Consider the following 14,620-nt stretch of genomic DNA (forward strand, 5'->3'; position numbering starts at 1 on the left):
TGCCGGCTTGCGTGCCGGTTTCGGTGCCGGTTTGGGTGCCCCTCCCGCGGTGGCCTTCGGTGTGTCCTTCAGGGCTCCTCCCGGATGCGCTCGGCGCCGCGCAGCCGGGCCGGGGCGGCGCGGCGGTTCTCGGCGACCTCTTCCTCGGTGGGGAGTTCCGCCCCCCGGGTGAGCAGCCTCAGCCGGGGCTGGTAGCGCTCGGGGACCACCGGCAGGCCGGGCGGGGCGGTGCTCGCGGCGCCCGCGGCGAGGACCTGCTTGACCAGGCGGTCCTCCAGCGAGTGGTACGACAGGACGGCGATCCGGCCGCCCACGGCCAGTGCGGCGACGGCCGCCGGCAGCGCCCTCTCCAGCACGGCCAGTTCGCCGTTGACCTCGATGCGCAGCGCCTGGAAGGTGCGCTTGGCGGGGTTGCCCCCGGTGCGCTTGGCGGCCTGCGGCAGCGCCTCGCGGATCAGCTCCACCAGCCGGGCGCTGCCGGTGAAGGGCTCCTTCTCGCGCTCGCGCACGATCGCGGCGACGATCCTCCTGGCCTGCTTCTCCTCGCCGTAGGCGCGCAGGATCCGCACCAGTTCGCCGGGCGGGTAGGTGTTGAGGACCTCCGCCGCGCCGATGCCCCGGGTCTGGTCCATCCGCATGTCCAGCGGCGCGTCCCTGGCGTACGCGAAGCCGCGCTCGGCCTCGTCGAGCTGCATGGAGGAGACGCCGAGGTCGAACAGGACGCCCTGGACGCGCGGCACACCGAGCCGGCCGAGCACCTCGGGCAGCTCGTCGTAGACGGCGTGCACCAGCGTGGCGCGGTCCCCGAAGCGGGCCAGGCGCTCGCCGGCCAGCTCCAGCGCCGCCGGGTCGCGGTCCAGGCCGATCAGCCTCGCGTCCGGGAACTCCGACAGCAGGGCCTCGCTGTGGCCGCCGAGCCCGAGGGTGCAGTCCACGACCGTGGGTCCCCGGCCTCCGGCGGCGGGCTCGCGCAGGGCGGGGGCGAGCAGGTCCAGGCAGCGCCGGAGCATGACCGGGACGTGCCGCTCGTTGGTGCTCACTGGACTCTCCTTGAGCGGGCCCGTACGGCCGGGTCCCCGCCCGCTCGCGAAGGGGAAGGGCGGCGGCCGGCGCCGGGGAAGGGGCGCCGGCCGGCCGGGAGCGGGAGGAGGCCGGGCCGTACGCGGCCGTACGCGCGCCCGCGCACATGGGGATCTGGGGCTGGGGAGGGGAGCTCGGCGCGTGTCCCGGCTCCCGCTTCGCGTCACTTTAGTCCACTCGTCCCCCCGGTCAACCAACCGGTCAGGCGCGTCACGGCCGCTCCCGCCCGGAGCCCTCCCCGTACGGGCTCCGCCCGTACGGGGGCGTCCCGCACCGGGCATGTGGGTTACCTCACACCCATGCGCGTTGACCGGCTTTGCCCCGCCTCACGCCGAGCCGGACGGAGACGGGCCGGTTACGGTCGTAGGCATGCCACCGTCTTCTTCCGAGGGGTCGGTCACCAACCGCCTCGTCGCAGCCAACCAGCGTTACGCAGCCGAGTTCACCGATCCGGGCATGGACGCCCGGCCGGTGCTGAAGGTCGCCGTCGTCGCCTGCATGGACGCCCGGCTGGACCTGCACGCCGCCCTGGGCCTCGAGCTCGGCGACTGCCACACCATCCGCAACGCGGGCGGCGTGGTCACCGACGACGTCATCCGCTCGCTGACCATCAGTCAGCGCGCCCTGGGGACCCGTTCCGTCGTACTGATCCACCACACCGGATGCGGTCTGCTGAACCTGACCGAGGACTTCCGGCACGAACTGGAGCTGGAGGTCGGCCAGCGGCCGTCGTGGGCGGTCGAGTCCTTCAAGGACGCCGATCAGGACGTGCGGCAGTCGATGGAGCGGGTACGTACTTCACCGTTCCTGTTGCACACCGACGACGTGCGGGGCTTCGTCTTCGACGTCACCACCGGTCTGCTCCGGGAGATCGATCCGGCGAACGACCCGGAAGCGTGACGCGTAAGCCTGAGTACGTGAAGAATGCCTGAGTGACGGCTCTCCCCGCGGGCACCGCGCCCGCGGGGGCGCCGGTTGTTCGGGGTGGGCCGGCCGGCCGCGTGGGAGACCGGCCCGTGAGCGGGCCGAGGAGGGCCGGGTGACGACCTATGACGAACGGGCTGATCTCAGTGATCTGACCGCCACGGCGGACCGGGTGCGCCGGTCGGTGGAGAGCGTGATCGAGGGCAAGCCGGAGGTCGTACGGCTCTCACTGACCGTGCTGCTCGCCGAGGGGCACCTGCTGATCGAGGACGTGCCGGGCGTGGGCAAGACCATGCTCGCCAAGGCGCTGGCCAGATCCGTCGACTGCTCGGTGCGCAGGATCCAGTTCACCCCCGACCTGCTGCCCTCCGACATCACCGGGGTGAGCGTCTACGACCAGCAGCGCCAGGAGTTCGAGTTCAAGCCCGGCGCCATCTTCGCCCAGGTCGTGATCGGCGACGAGATCAACCGCGCCTCCCCCAAGACCCAGTCGGCGCTGCTGGAGTCGATGGAGGAGCGGCAGGTCACCACCGACGGGCGCAGCTACGAGCTGCCCGACCCGTTCATGGTGGTGGCCACCCAGAACCCGGTCGAGATGGAGGGCACCTATCCGCTGCCCGAGGCTCAGCGCGACCGCTTCATGGTGCGGACGTCGATCGGCTACCCCAGCCCCGAGGCCGAGCTGCGGATGCTCGACGTGCACGGCGGGACCTCCCCGCTGGACGACCTCCAGCCGGTCGCCCACGCGCACGAGATCGTCAAGCTGGTGGAGGCGGTGCGCGGCGTGCACGTCTCCGAGCCGGTCCGCCGGTACGCCGTCGACCTGGTCGCGGGCACCCGCAGCCACCCCGAGCTGCGGCTGGGCGCCTCGCCGCGCGCCACCCTGCACCTGCTGCGGGCGTCGAAGGCGGCGGCGGCCCTGGCCGGCCGGAACTTCGTCCTGCCCGACGACGTGCAGGGGCTGGCCGTGCCCGTGCTGGCGCACCGGCTGCTGCCCACCGCGCAGGTCCAGCTGAGCGGGCGCACCGCCGAGCAGATCGTCCTCGACATCCTGCGGCGCGTGCCCGTGCCCGCCGCCCACCACCGGGAGGCCACCTCGCAGCCCCCGCTGTACGGTCGGCCTCCGCAGCGGGGGCACTGATGGACGGCGGCCCCGGCACAGCGGGCCGGGACACCGGCGGGGGCGACGACGCGGACCGGGACGTCCGCGCCGGGGAGCGCCAGAGCTCGCTGCGCGCCGCGCTCGCGGGGCTCACCACCCGGGGGCGGTCGTTCCTGGCCGCGGGGGTGGCCGCGACGGTCTGCGCCTACGTCCTGGGCCAGGGCGACCTGCTGCGGGTGGGGATGCTGCTGGCCGCGCTGCCCCTGGTGTGCGCGGTCGTGCTGCACCGCACCCGCCACCGGGTGGCGGCCTCCCGGCGGCTGTCCCCGGTCCGCGTGCCCACCCGGGACGAGGCCCGTGTGCACCTGCGGCTGGACAACGTCTCGCGGCTGCCCACCTCCCTGCTGATGCTCCAGGACCGGGTCCCCTACATCCTGGGCCCGCGCCCGCGCTTCGTCCTGGACCGGGTGGAGCCGGGCGGCCGCCGCGAGGTCTCCTACCGGGTCCGCTCCGACCTGCGCGGACGCTATCCGCTGGGCCCGCTGCAACTGCGGCTGACGGACCCGTTCGGCATGGTGGAGCTGACCCGCTCCTTCAGCGCGTACGACACCCTCACCGTCGTGCCGCGCACCGAGGCGCTGCCTCCGGTGCGGCTGGCCGGGGAGGCCGCCGGCTGGGGCGAGGGGCGGCAGCGCTCCCTCGCGACGGCCGGCGACGACGACGTGATACCGCGCGGCTACCGCCACGGCGACGACCTGCGCCGGGTCCACTGGCGCTCCACCGCCCGCCACGGCGAGCTGATGGTGCGCCGCGAGGAACAGCCGCAGAAGCCGCGCTGCACGGTGCTGCTGGACACCCGCCGGGCGGCCTGGGCCGGCTCCGGCCCGGACTCGGCGTTCGAGTGGGCGGTCTCGGGGGCCGCCTCGGCCGCCGTGCACCTGCTGGGGCGCGGCTACGCGGTGCGGCTGCTGACCGACACCGGCACCGCCGTGCCCGGACCGGACGGCGGCGGCCTGCAGTCCTCCGCCGGCGGCTCCTCCGACACCGCCGGGCTGATCCTGGACACCCTCGCGGTGGTGGACCACTCCGGCGAGCCGGGCCTGTCGCGGGCGTACGAGGTGCTGCGCGGCGGCATCGGCGGGCACGAGGGGCTGCTGGTGGCCTTCCTCGGCGCGCTGGACGAGGAGCAGACGGCGCTGGCCTGCCGGATGCGGCGGCGGGCGGGCGCGGCGGTGGTCCTCCTCCCGCGCGGGTTCCAGGACCCCGTCGCACAGGGGGAGCGGGAGCGGCGGCTGCGCGAGGCGGGCTGGGCGGTGCTGCCGTACGCGCCCGGTGACGCGCTGCCCGGCCTGTGGCGGCAGGCGGACCGGGCCGCGGGCGGGGCCTCGGCACGGACGGAAGGCGGAGGGCGATGAGCGGACGGACCCGGCTGGCGTTCTGTGCCTGGGCGGCCACCCTGGCGGCGGCGTGCGCGCTGCTGCCGCTGGTCGCCCCGGCGGGCTGGCTGCTCCAGGCCGCCCTGCTGCTGGGCGTCCAGACCGCGGTGGGCGCGGCGGCGCGGCGGGTTCCGCTGGCCGCCCCGGCGACGGTGGCGGCGCAGGCGCTGGTGTCGCTGCTGCTGCTCACCTTCGTCTTCGTCCGCGACGACGCCGTCCTCGGGGTGCTGCCGGGCCCGGACGCCGTGGAGGCCTTCGGCGCCCTGCTGGCCCAGGGCACCGCGGACGTGAGCCGGTTCGCGATCCCCGCCCCGGTCACCGGCGGCATCCGGCTGCTGCTGGTCGGCGGCGTGGTCGTCGTCGGCCTGCTGGTGGACGTGCTGGCGGTGACGTACCGTGCCGCGGCGCCGGCCGGGCTGCCGCTGCTGGCCCTGTACTCGGTGGCGGCGGGGCTGTCCCAGGGCGGGACGCGCTGGCTGTGGTTCCTGTGCGCGGCGGCCGGCTACCTGCTGCTGCTCCTGGCGGAGGGCCGGGAGCGGCTGTCGCGGTGGGGCCGGGTGTTCGGCGGCGCCGAGGGCGGCGGGACCGGTGGCCGGTCCGGTGGCGGGTCCGGTTCCGCACGGTCCGGCGGTGCGACGGCCGTGCCGGTGCGCACCGGGCGGCGGATCGGCGCGGTGGCGCTGGGCATCGCCCTGGTGGCGCCCGCGGCGCTGCCGTCGCTCGGCGGCGGGCTGCTGGACGCCGCGCGCCAGGGGCGGGGTCCGGGGAACGGCGGCGGCACGGTCTCGGCGGTCAATCCGCTGGTCGCGCTGCAGGACAGCCTGAACCAGCCGGACAACCGCACGGTGCTGACGTACACCACCGACGCCGACAGCACCTCGGACATGTATCTGCGGATCGTGGCGCTGGACCGGTTCGACGGCACGGCCTGGAAGCCCTCGGAGCGGCGGATCACCGAGCTGCCGCGCCCGCTTCCGCCGGTGCCCGGACTGTCGCCCTCCGTCCGCACCGAACGCGTCACCACCTCCTTCCGGGCCGCCGGCTGGTACGCCCAGAACTGGCTGCCCATGCCGTACCCGGCCGACGAGGTGCGCATCGGCGGCCGGTGGCGCTTCGAGCCGGAGGGCCGCACCCTGGTCGGCGACCGCGGGCAGACCACCCGGGGCGCGCGGTACGAGGTGGAGAGCCTGGTGGTGCGGCCGACCGCGCGGCAGCTGTCGGACGCGCCCGCGCCGTCCCCGGAGATCCTGGCGGAGTACACCGACGTGCCGGAGTCGCTGCCGCCCGTGGTGGCGCGGATGGCGCGCGATGTCACCGAGGGCGCGACCAGCGACTACGACGAGGCGGTCCGGCTCCAGGACTGGTTCTCCTCCCAGGGCGGCTTCCGCTACGACACCCAGGTGAAGGCCGGCAGCGGCAGCGCGGCCATCGTCCGCTTCCTGGAGGACCGGGAGGGCTTCTGCGTCCACTTCGCCTTCTCCATGGCGGCGATGGCCCGCACCCTGGACATCCCGGCGCGGGTGGCGGTGGGCTTCACCCCCGGCGCCTCCGACGGCGGCGGCGGGATGACGGTGGGGCTGCAGGACGCGCACGCCTGGCCCGAGCTGTACTTCGAGGGCGTGGGCTGGACCCGCTTCGAGCCGACCCCGAGCCGGGGCAGCGTGCCGGACTACACCCAGCCCGACCTGCCCTCGCCGGACCAGCCGAGCGTTCCGGACCCGCGGCCGAGCGACAGCGCGGAGCCGCTCCCGGAACCCTCGGAGCAGGAGGAGTGCGCCCCGGGAGAGGGGACGGAGGACTGCGGCGCGGCGGCCGACCCGCAGGGCGGCGGGGCCGCCGACGGCGGCTTCCCGGCGGGCACGGTGCTGTGGGCGGTGGCGCTGGTGCTGCTGGTCGCGGGGGTCCCGGTGCTGCCGGCGCTGTGGCGCGGCAGGGTCCGGGCCCGGCGGCTGGACGGCGGCGGCGACCCGGGCGCCCGCACGCTCGCCGCCTGGCGGGAGATGACCGACTCCGCCTGGGACCTGGGCATCCTCCCGCAGGAGTCCGCGACCCCGCGGACGGCCGCGGCGCGCGTCGTACGGCTGGGGAGGCTGCAGGGCGAGGCGGCCGAGGCCGCGCACCGGCTGGCCACGGCGGTCGAGCGGGCGCTCTACGCCCCCGAGCCGCGGCCGGCGCAGGACCTGGCCGGGGACGTGCGGCGGGTGCGGGCCGGACTGTGGGAGGCCGCCGGGCGCGGCGGGCGGCTGCGGGCCCTGCTGCTGCCGCGGTCGGCCGTGCGCCTGGTGTGGGCGGCCTCGGAGCGCCGGGCGGCGGTGGCCGGACGGTGGGGCGGCGCGGCGCGGCGGGCGCTCTCGCGGGTCAGGCCGTCGCGGCAGCGGGTGTGAGCCCGGCGGCCGGGACGGACCGGGACAGACGGGAGACGGGCCGGAGACGGGGCGGGGACACGCAGAGGGGCCCCGGATCTCTCCGGGGCCCCTCGGTGGTTCGTGGTCGCGCGGCCCTCGGGCCGGGCCGCACGAGTGGTGTCGGGTCGCGGCGGCCGTGCGTCCCGCGAGCCGTCGCCGGTGGGGTGACGGCGCGTGGAGCGGACCGTTACTGCTGTTCGTCCCGGCGGCGCTGCCAGCGGTCCTCGATACGGTTCATCATGGAGCGGCGCGGCCTGGCCTGCTTGCGGGAGTGCGACTGGCGGTCGCCGTCGTGGCCCCGGCCGCCGGGGTGCTCACCCGGCTTGGGAGCCTTGCGCCAGCCCGTCACCGCCAGGACGGCACAGCCGAGCATCACCAGGAAGCCCAGCACACTGACGATGACCAGCTTCGCGACCATCCCGGCCATGAGGAGCGCGACGCCCACCAGAAAGCCCGCGACCGCCTGGTAGACCCGTCGCCGGGTGTACGTGCGCAGCTCGCTTCCCTCGAGCGCTGTCGCGAACTTGGGGTCTTCGGCGTACAGCGCTCGCTCCATCTGCTCGAGCATCCGCTGCTCGTGCTCAGAGAGCGGCACGGAGTCCTCCTACTCGTCGGTCGCGGGGGCGACCGGATGCGACCCTTCAAGGATAGGCAGGGATTCGCCCCCGTGAAACCCGCCCCTCTACGCCAGTTCATGCCACCGGGACCGGGACGCCGGACGGCGGTGTCGGGCTTCTCATTCCCCTGCCGCCGTGCCGTCATGCCGGACGGTGTGCTTCGATCATACGGCGGGTAGCGGCCGTTCGGGTCGCCTCTGGCCTACCGCACCCCGTCCGCGGGCGGCGCGGAGCCCTCGGGCGTACGCGCGAGTACGTGGAGGTGCGCCGCGACGGACCGGAAAGCGGGGAGTTCGGCCACCGCCTCCTCCAGCCGGGCCAGGGCCTCCGTGGCGCCCGGCTCGGCGTCCACCAGCGCTCCCGGCACCAGATCGGCGAAGACCCGCACGCCGTGGACCGCGCCGACCTCCAGCCCGTTGGCCGCGACCAGGGAGGTGAGCCGTTCGGGGGTGAAGCGCCGGGGCACCGGGTCGCCGCCGCCCCACCGGCCGTCGGGGTCGGCCAGCGCCCGGCGGGCCTCGGTGAAGTGTCCCGCCAGGGCACGGGCGAGCACCGCGCCGCCCAGCCCCGCGGCGAGCACGCTCAGGGTGCCGCCCCCGGGACGCAGCGCGGCCGTGACGTTGCGCAGGCCCTCCGCCGGGTCGTCGACGTACTCCAGGACCCCGTGGCAGAGCACCACGTCGTAACCGCCGCGCTCGGCGACGTCGAACAGCCCGTGCGCGTCGCCCTGCACGCCCCGTACCCGGTCGGCCACGCCCGCCTCCGTCGCGCGCCGCTCCAGGGCGAACAGCGCGTCCGGGCTGGGGTCCACCACGGTGACGCGGTGGCCGAGCCGGGCGACGGGCACCGCGAAGTTGCCGGTGCCGCCGCCGGTGTCGAGGACGTCGAGCGCCCCCCGGCCGGCGGCCTTGGCCCGGTCCTCGAGCGCTTCCCGCAGGACCTCCCAGACCACGGCGGTACGGAAGTGTGCGTGGGGGCGGGACATGGCGGACGCTCCTCGGCGGCTCGGACGTGGCTGGCCCAAGCCTATTGCGTCGCCGGCCCGTCGCGCCGCCGCGGCCCGTCCCCCGCGCCCCGGGGTTCAGCCCGCGCGCAGCCGCGGCCCCTCGCCGCCCGGCCGCCGCGGCTCCCCCGGGTCCTCCCGGACCCTGGGGAGCGGCAGCGCGGGCTGCTGCACGAGCATCTGCTCGACGATGCGCAGGAACATCCCCGCGTCGCGTATCAGGTCGTCGGAGTCGCGCCGGCTGGCCGCGCCCTCGATGCCCGCCTCGGCGCGGGCCCGCTTGGCCGCGCCGGCGGCGAACAGCCTGCACCACTCGTCCAGCTCGGGCGCCACCTCGGGCAGGACCTCCCAGGCGCTGCGTATCCGCCGTCTGGCGCGTGCGGTGGCCTCGGGGCGGCCGCGCACCGCGAGCACCGCGGCGGCGGTGCGCAGGGCGGCGAGGTGCGCGGTGGCGTACCGGTCGTTGGATTGCTCCAGCCCGGCCGCCTCGTCGAGGCCGTGCCGTGCCTGGGCGAGCAGGTCGAGTGCGGCAGGCGGGGCCGAGGCCCGGCGCAGCACGGGATGGACATCCTTCGGGGGCCCGTTCATCTGCGAACCTCCTGTCGTCGTCTGACTGTGCTGTTCGCTGTGCTGTTCGCGTGCACGGGTCGCGACCGGGAATCGCGATCGGGAACATCGTTGCGCATGCCACTGACAATCGACCCTGACCTGGGCAAACGCCTCCAGCCGGGGCTCATCCGGCGCACCGCCCCCCGGGCCGCCGCAAGGCGGTGCGGGGCCGCCGTCCGGGAGCCGCCGGCGGGATCCCCGCGCCGCCCCCGCCCCTCTGTGACAATCGGCGGATGGACAGCCGCACGCGGTGGAACGCCACCCGGCAGAGGCTCTACGAAGCGGCCGTGACGCTCATCGCCGAGCAGGGCTTCTCCGCCACCACGGTGGAGGAGATCGCCGAGCGCGCCGGTGTCGCCAAGGGCACGGTCTACTACAACTTCACCAGCAAGACCGGGCTGCTGGAGGCGCTGCTGCGGCACGGCGTCGGAATGCTGTCCGCCTCGCTGGAGCAGGCCGCCCGCGACGCGGCCCGCAGCGGCGGCGGGCGCGGGGAGGTCCTGGACGCGATGGTCCGGGCCGGGCTGGTCTTCGCCGACCGCTGCCCGGCCTTCACCCAGCTCTACGTCGCCGAGCTGTGGCGCACCAACCGGGCCTGGCGCGCCACCCTGACGGCCGTGCGGCGGCAGGTCGTGGCCGTGGTGGAGGAGGCGCTGCGCGGCGGCGCGGGACCGGGCGATGCGGGACCGGACGGCGCGGAGCCCGGCGGGCCGGACGGGGATCTCGACGTCCCCCTGGCGGCCTCGGCGCTGGTCGGCACGGTGCTGGTGACGGCGCTGGACTGGAAGGTGTTCCAGCCGGAGCGGTCGCTGGAGGAGGTGCACGGCACGCTGTCGCTGCTGCTGCGGGGCCGGATCGGCGGAAGCGGGCGGTCCGGCTGATCGGCCGTACCGCCCGCTCCCGTCCCCCGTATCCCCCGAGCGTTCCCCCACTGACGGCCGCCGCGCCGCTCCGCCGCCCCGTGCCGGCGGTGCGACGCCTCGTTCCCGTCGTCTCCGACTCTGCCGTCAACGCCGGTGAAGCCCCATCCGTACGGCTACTCAGAACCCTACTCAGGTACTCCCACTCCCTTCTGCGTACGGCCCCCCGAAGCCGTTACCGCCACCCGGCTAGAGTCCCTGGTCATGGCACGGACTGTGGTGATCGGCGCCGGTATGGGCGCGATGGCTGCCGCCGCCCGGCTGGCCGTGGCGGGCCACCGGGTGACGGTGTACGAGCGGGCGGAGACGCACGGCGGCGCGGTGCGCCGCCACGAGCGGGACGGGTTCGGGTTCGACACCGGGCCGGGGCTGCTGCACCTGCCCGCCGTCTGGCGGGACCTGTTCGTCAAGACGGGCCGCGAGCCGCTGGAGGAGTGCGTCGGGCTGACCGAGGTGGACCCGGCCGTACGGCACGTCTTCGCCGACGGCACGTCCGTCCGCCTGCCGGGCGGGTCGCGGGCGGGGACGGTCGAGGCCCTGGACGCCGCGCTCGGCACGGGCGCGGGCGAGCGGTGGAGCGCCTTGCTGGGGCGGGGCCGCCGGACGTGGGAGGCCACCCGCCGTCCGCTGCTGGAGGAGCCGCTGACCGCCGCCACGGACCGCGCCCGGCTCGGCCGCGACCCGTACCCCGCGCCGCGGCGCGGGCTGCTGCGCCGCCGGACCCCCACCCTGGCCGAGGCCGCCCGCGCCGAGCTGCGCGATCCCCGGCTGGTGGCGCTGCTGGAGAGCCACGCGCTCGCCTACGGCCTCGATCCGCGCCTCGCCCCCGCGAGCGCGGCCGTCCTGCCCTACCTGGAGCAGACCTTCGGCACCTGGTACGTCGGCGGGGGCATGCGCGCGCTGGCGGACGCGGTGTACGAGCGCTGCCGGGCCCGCAAAGTGGAGTTCCGCTTCGGCACGGCGGTGTCGGGGGTCGTGGTGGAGGGCGGCCGGGCGGCGGGGGTGGAGCTGGCCGACGGGACGCGGGTGGCCGCCGACACCGTGGTCTGCGGGATCGACCCCCGGCCGATGTACGGCGGCCGGGCCAGCGCCGCGGACGGCGGGCCCGGCTACGCGGCGGGGCGGCTCACCGTGCTGCTCGCGCTGCGCGGCGGCCGGCCCGAGGGCACCGCCCACCGCACGGTGGTGCACACCGCGGGTCCGGGGGGCGCCACGCGCACCGTCACCGTGCTGCGGCCCGGCGATCCGGCGCTGGTCCCCGACGCCGGGCACGAGTCGGCGGTGCTGTCGGTGACCGTGCCGCCGCACCGCGCGGGAGCCGGCGGGCCCGCCCGGGACGGCGGGATCGCCGGCCACGTGGACTGGACGGCGCCGGGCGCGGCCGAGCGCGCCGCCGACGAGGCGCTGGCCGCCGCGGACGCCGCCGGGCTCGGCCTGGGCCCGCGGGTGCTGTGGCGCGAGGTGCGCACGCCGGCCGACACCGAGCGGGAGACCGGGGCCCCCGGCGGCGCCGTACCGGCCCCCGCGCTGGCGGGGGCGGACGGCGCGTTCCTGCGGGCGGCCAATCCGACGGGGACGGCCGGGCTGTACCGGGTGGGCGGCTCGGCGCACCCCGGGGGCGGACTGGCGCACGCCGGGATGTCCGGGGCGCTGGCCGCCGGGCTGGTCGTCGAGGGCGACGACTGGCGCGGCTCGCGGTGACGCGGGCGGGGCGGGCTGGGCGGGCTGCTCAGTGGCGGGGCTGCTCGCCGTAGTGGTGGCCGGTGCCGGAGGAGGGGTCGTACCCGCCGTACCCGGCGCCGTCGCCGTACCCACTGCCGCCGTACTCGCCGTACTGCCCGGGCCGCGGCTCGGAGTCGCGCTGCTGCGGCACCCAGACCCCGCCGGGCGGGGTCTGCCCGGCGTACGGATCGGCGGGGTGGCCGGTGCCGTACCCGTCGGCGTAGGAGGGGTCGGAGGTGTGGCCCCCGGCGTCCCGCCCGTCGTGCGGGGGCCCGCCGGGGACGCCGGCGTACGGGTCGGCGTAGGCGTCGGAGTACGCCTCGGAGTAGGCGGCGTGTCCCTGCTGCCCGCCGCCCGCGCCGTCGCCGTACCCGTATCCGTACGCTCCGGCGTACCGGCCGTCCTGCACGTCCTGGCCGTTCTGACCGTCCTGGCCGTCCTGCACGTCCTGGCCGTAGCCGGGGTAGCCCGTGTAGTCGCCGGTCGTGTACGGGGCGCCGTACCCCTCCTGCCCGCCGTACCCCTCCTGCCGGGCCTCCTCCGGCGGCTGCTCGGCGTGCCCGGCGCCCCGCTCGTAGACGCCGTACCGGCCGGTGTCGTCGGGCATCGGCTCCGGCCGGTACGCGGGGGGCTCCGGCTCGTGGACCTCCAGGCCGGAGACCTCCAGGTGGGGGTCGGCGTCCTCCGGCGGCATGGGCCGCACCTCGCGGCGGCGCCTGCTCGTGCCGGGCATGCCGCCCAGCGCCCAGCCGGCGGTGAAGCCGCGCCGGTAGGAGAGGGTGACGAAGGTCTGGCCGACCGCGAAGGCCGCGGCCCCCAGGGCGATCACCACGACCGAGGAGAGCGCCACCACGCCGACGACGACCATCGCGAAGCCGCCGAAGGCCAGCAGCCGCCAGCGCAGCCGCGCCTTGTACTGCAGCAGCACCTCGGCGAGCAGCCACACGGCGACGCCGCCGAACGCGATGTAGAGGAGCGTCCACCCCATGTACGTCCTCCCACCCCGTCTTCTAGCCCCGCCGGTGCAGGCCCAGACTCTCGTAGATCTCCAGCGTCGCCGTGGAGTGGTTGAGGGTGATGAAGTGGAGTCCGGGGACGTCCTCGGACATCAGCCTCGCGCACAGCTCCGTGGCGTACTCGATTCCCAACGAGCGTACAGCGGCCGGATCGTGCTCCACCGCGAGGATGCGCTCGGCCAGGTCCGGGGGGAACGTCGCGTTGCTCAGCTTCGCGAACCGCTCGATCTGCCGCACGCTCGTGACGGGCATGATCTCCGGGATGATCGGGACGTCGCAACCCGCCGCCGCCACCCGGTCGCGCAGCCGCAGGTAGTCGTCGGCGTAGAAGAACATCTGGGTGATGGCGTAGTCGGCGCCGGCCCGGCACTTGTCGACGAAGTGGCGGACGTCGCTGTCCCAGTCCGCCGAGCGCGGGTGCATCTCGGGGAAGGCGGCCACCCCGACGCAGAAGTCCCCCGACTCCTTGATGAGCCGGACGAGCTCGGCGGCGTAGGTGATGCCCTGCGGGTGCGGTACCCACTCGCCGGTGGGGTCGCCGGGCGGGTCGCCGCGGACGGCGAACATGTTGCGGATGCCGGCGTCCGCGTACTGGCCGATGACGTTGCGCAGCTCGGCCACCGAGTGGTCCACCGCGGTGAGGTGGGCGACCGGGGTGAGGGTGGTCTCGGTGGCGATCCGCTCGGTGGCCCGTACGGTGCCCTCGCGGGAGGAGCCTCCGGCGCCGTAGGTGACCGACACGAAGGTGGGGGCGACCGCCTCGACGCGGCGGATGGCGTTCCAGAGGGTGCGCTCGCCCTTCTCCGTCTTGGGCGCGTAGAACTCGAAGGAGTAGGAGCGCTCCCCGGAGGCGAGCAGCTCGCGGACGGTGCGCGCGCGGTCCGTCCTGGTGGAAGAGGTGCCGAGGGCCATACGGGCAGGCTAACCGGCGCCCCGTTCCCCGACCGCATCACCGGGGGGTTTTGTCCGCGCTTGGCCCGCTTGCCGTCCAGTGGGTGGACAGCGGGCCGCCCCCGGGGCCGCTCCGGGACCCCCGCAACCCGCCCGGGCCCGCTCAGACCCGCTCAGGCCCGCCGCAGCCGTGCGGCCAGGTCCGCGGCGGCCGCGCCCGGATCGTCCGCCTCGGTGATCGCGCGGACCACCACGACCCGCCGCGCACCGGCCTCCAGCACCTGGTCCAGGTTGGACGCGTCGATCCCCCCGATGGCGAACCAGGGCCGCTCCGGCCGCCGCCGCGCGGCGTACCGCACCAGGGAGAGCCCGGGGGCGGGACGGCCGGGCTTGGTGGGGGTGGGCCAGCAGGGGCCGGTGCAGAAGTAGTCCACGCCGGGCTCGGCCAGGGCCGCGTCCACCTCGGCCTCGGTGTGGGTCGAGCGGCCGATCAGGACGTCGTCGCCCAGGATCGCGCGGGCGGCCGGCACCGGCAGGTCGCCCTGCCCCAGGTGCAGGACGTCCGGGCCGGCGGCGTGGGCGACGTCCGCCCGGTCGTTGACGGCCATCAGCCTGCCGTGGCGGCGGCAGGCGTCGGCGAGGACGGCCAGGTGCTCCAGCTCCTCGGCGGCCTCCAGGCCCTTGTCGCGCAGCTGCACGACGTCGACGCCGGAGGAGAGCACCGCGTCCAGGAACTCCGCCAGGTCGCCGCGCTCCCTGCGCGCGTCCGTGCACAGGTACAGACGGGCGTCGCCGAGCCGCTCGCGTGCGGTCGCTGCCATGCGGGAATCCCCCCGGAACGAGGCGTGCGGGCCCCGGCGCCCGGTCGGGCGCCGCGACCCGCACGCCGGTGGAT

Annotated in this window: 13 protein-coding genes; 6 read left to right on the plus strand and 7 right to left on the minus strand. The window is 76.1% G+C overall.

The genetic code is table 11. The features are described 5' to 3' along the window. Positions 1-68: 68 nt before the first annotated feature. Positions 69-1,040 carry a 16S rRNA (cytosine(1402)-N(4))-methyltransferase RsmH gene (gene rsmH, locus QC029_RS26675; protein WP_279558368.1) on the minus strand — a complete coding sequence of 324 codons (972 nt, stop codon included), beginning with the start codon at positions 1,038-1,040 and terminating at the stop codon, positions 69-71. A gap of 409 nt (positions 1,041-1,449) precedes the next feature. Here rsmH and QC029_RS26680 point away from each other — a divergent pair, with 409 nt between their 5' ends. The 4 genes from QC029_RS26680 (at position 1,450) to QC029_RS26695 (ending at position 6,926) form a co-directional block, all read left to right on the plus strand. Beyond that, positions 1,450-1,980, plus strand: a complete 531-nt coding sequence (locus QC029_RS26680) for a carbonic anhydrase (protein ID WP_279558369.1) — start codon at positions 1,450-1,452, stop codon at positions 1,978-1,980. A gap of 139 nt (positions 1,981-2,119) precedes the next feature. Then, on the plus strand, positions 2,120-3,145 hold the full coding sequence (locus tag QC029_RS26685) for a MoxR family ATPase (RefSeq protein ID WP_279558370.1): 1,026 nt from the start codon (positions 2,120-2,122) through the stop codon (positions 3,143-3,145). After that, positions 3,145-4,521 (plus strand): DUF58 domain-containing protein, encoded by a 1,377-nt coding sequence (locus QC029_RS26690; protein WP_279558371.1) that lies wholly within the window; start codon positions 3,145-3,147, stop codon positions 4,519-4,521. The genes QC029_RS26685 and QC029_RS26690 overlap by 1 nt, the downstream gene beginning before the upstream one ends. Then, on the plus strand, positions 4,518-6,926 hold the full coding sequence (locus QC029_RS26695) for a DUF3488 and DUF4129 domain-containing transglutaminase family protein (RefSeq protein ID WP_279558372.1): 2,409 nt from the start codon (positions 4,518-4,520) through the stop codon (positions 6,924-6,926). Before QC029_RS26690 ends, QC029_RS26695 begins: the two co-directional genes overlap by 4 nt. 208 nt (positions 6,927-7,134) lie before the next feature. Here the strand turns inward: QC029_RS26695 and QC029_RS26700 are convergent, their stop codons facing one another. From QC029_RS26700 to QC029_RS26710, 3 genes are all read right to left on the minus strand, one after another. Next, positions 7,135-7,542, minus strand: coding sequence for a DUF3040 domain-containing protein (locus QC029_RS26700; RefSeq protein ID WP_279558373.1), 408 nt, complete (start codon positions 7,540-7,542; stop codon positions 7,135-7,137). A 224-nt stretch (positions 7,543-7,766) separates the two neighbouring features. Beyond that, positions 7,767-8,549, minus strand: a complete 783-nt coding sequence (locus tag QC029_RS26705; protein WP_279558374.1) for a methyltransferase — start codon at positions 8,547-8,549, stop codon at positions 7,767-7,769. Between the two features lie 96 nt (positions 8,550-8,645). Beyond that, positions 8,646-9,155 (minus strand): SAV_6107 family HEPN domain-containing protein, encoded by a 510-nt coding sequence (locus QC029_RS26710; protein ID WP_279558375.1) that lies wholly within the window; start codon positions 9,153-9,155, stop codon positions 8,646-8,648. A 254-nt stretch (positions 9,156-9,409) separates the two neighbouring features. On the opposite strand from QC029_RS26710, the gene QC029_RS26715 reads away from it, so the two are divergent. Together QC029_RS26715 and QC029_RS26720 are read left to right on the plus strand one after the other, a co-directional pair. Further along, a complete protein-coding gene (locus QC029_RS26715) occupies positions 9,410-10,057 on the plus strand; it encodes a TetR/AcrR family transcriptional regulator (protein ID WP_279558376.1) in 648 nt (215 codons plus the stop codon). Positions 10,058-10,300: 243 nt separating this feature from the next. Beyond that, positions 10,301-11,797, plus strand: coding sequence for an NAD(P)/FAD-dependent oxidoreductase (locus QC029_RS26720; RefSeq protein ID WP_279558377.1), 1,497 nt, complete (start codon positions 10,301-10,303; stop codon positions 11,795-11,797). 28 nt (positions 11,798-11,825) lie between these two features. Here the strand turns inward: QC029_RS26720 and QC029_RS26725 are convergent, their stop codons facing one another. The 3 genes from QC029_RS26725 to thiE form a co-directional block, all read right to left on the minus strand. Continuing rightward, entirely contained in the window at positions 11,826-12,806 is a 981-nt protein-coding gene (locus QC029_RS26725) for a hypothetical protein (protein ID WP_279558378.1), read from the minus strand. Between the two features lie 22 nt (positions 12,807-12,828). Then, positions 12,829-13,746, minus strand: coding sequence for a methylenetetrahydrofolate reductase [NAD(P)H] (gene metF, locus QC029_RS26730; RefSeq protein ID WP_279558379.1), 918 nt, complete (start codon positions 13,744-13,746; stop codon positions 12,829-12,831). A 152-nt stretch (positions 13,747-13,898) separates the two neighbouring features. Continuing rightward, positions 13,899-14,546, minus strand: coding sequence for a thiamine phosphate synthase (gene thiE, locus QC029_RS26735; protein WP_279558380.1), 648 nt, complete (start codon positions 14,544-14,546; stop codon positions 13,899-13,901). Positions 14,547-14,620: the final 74 nt, after the last annotated feature.

Origin of the sequence: Streptomyces sp. DH37 (genome assembly GCF_029813835.1) — a bacterium.
Lineage (GTDB): Bacteria > Actinomycetota > Actinomycetes > Streptomycetales > Streptomycetaceae > Streptomyces.

Bases quoted from the DNA above. Each gene is read 5' to 3' on its own strand.
- QC029_RS26680 (WP_279558369.1), top strand. From the start codon at position 1,450: ATGCCACCGTCTTCTTCCGAGGGGTCGGTCACCAACCGCCTCGTCGCA.
- QC029_RS26690 (WP_279558371.1), top strand. From the start codon at position 3,145: ATGGACGGCGGCCCCGGCACAGCGGGCCGGGACACCGGCGGGGGCGAC.
- QC029_RS26695 (WP_279558372.1), top strand. From the start codon at position 4,518: ATGAGCGGACGGACCCGGCTGGCGTTCTGTGCCTGGGCGGCCACCCTG.
- QC029_RS26705 (WP_279558374.1), bottom strand. From the start codon at position 8,549: ATGTCCCGCCCCCACGCACACTTCCGTACCGCCGTGGTCTGGGAGGTC.
- QC029_RS26710 (WP_279558375.1), bottom strand. From the start codon at position 9,155: ATGAACGGGCCCCCGAAGGATGTCCATCCCGTGCTGCGCCGGGCCTCG.
- QC029_RS26715 (WP_279558376.1), top strand. From the start codon at position 9,410: ATGGACAGCCGCACGCGGTGGAACGCCACCCGGCAGAGGCTCTACGAA.
- QC029_RS26720 (WP_279558377.1), top strand. From the start codon at position 10,301: ATGGCACGGACTGTGGTGATCGGCGCCGGTATGGGCGCGATGGCTGCC.
- QC029_RS26725 (WP_279558378.1), bottom strand. From the start codon at position 12,806: ATGGGGTGGACGCTCCTCTACATCGCGTTCGGCGGCGTCGCCGTGTGG.
- metF (WP_279558379.1), bottom strand. From the start codon at position 13,746: ATGGCCCTCGGCACCTCTTCCACCAGGACGGACCGCGCGCGCACCGTC.
- thiE (WP_279558380.1), bottom strand. From the start codon at position 14,546: ATGGCAGCGACCGCACGCGAGCGGCTCGGCGACGCCCGTCTGTACCTG.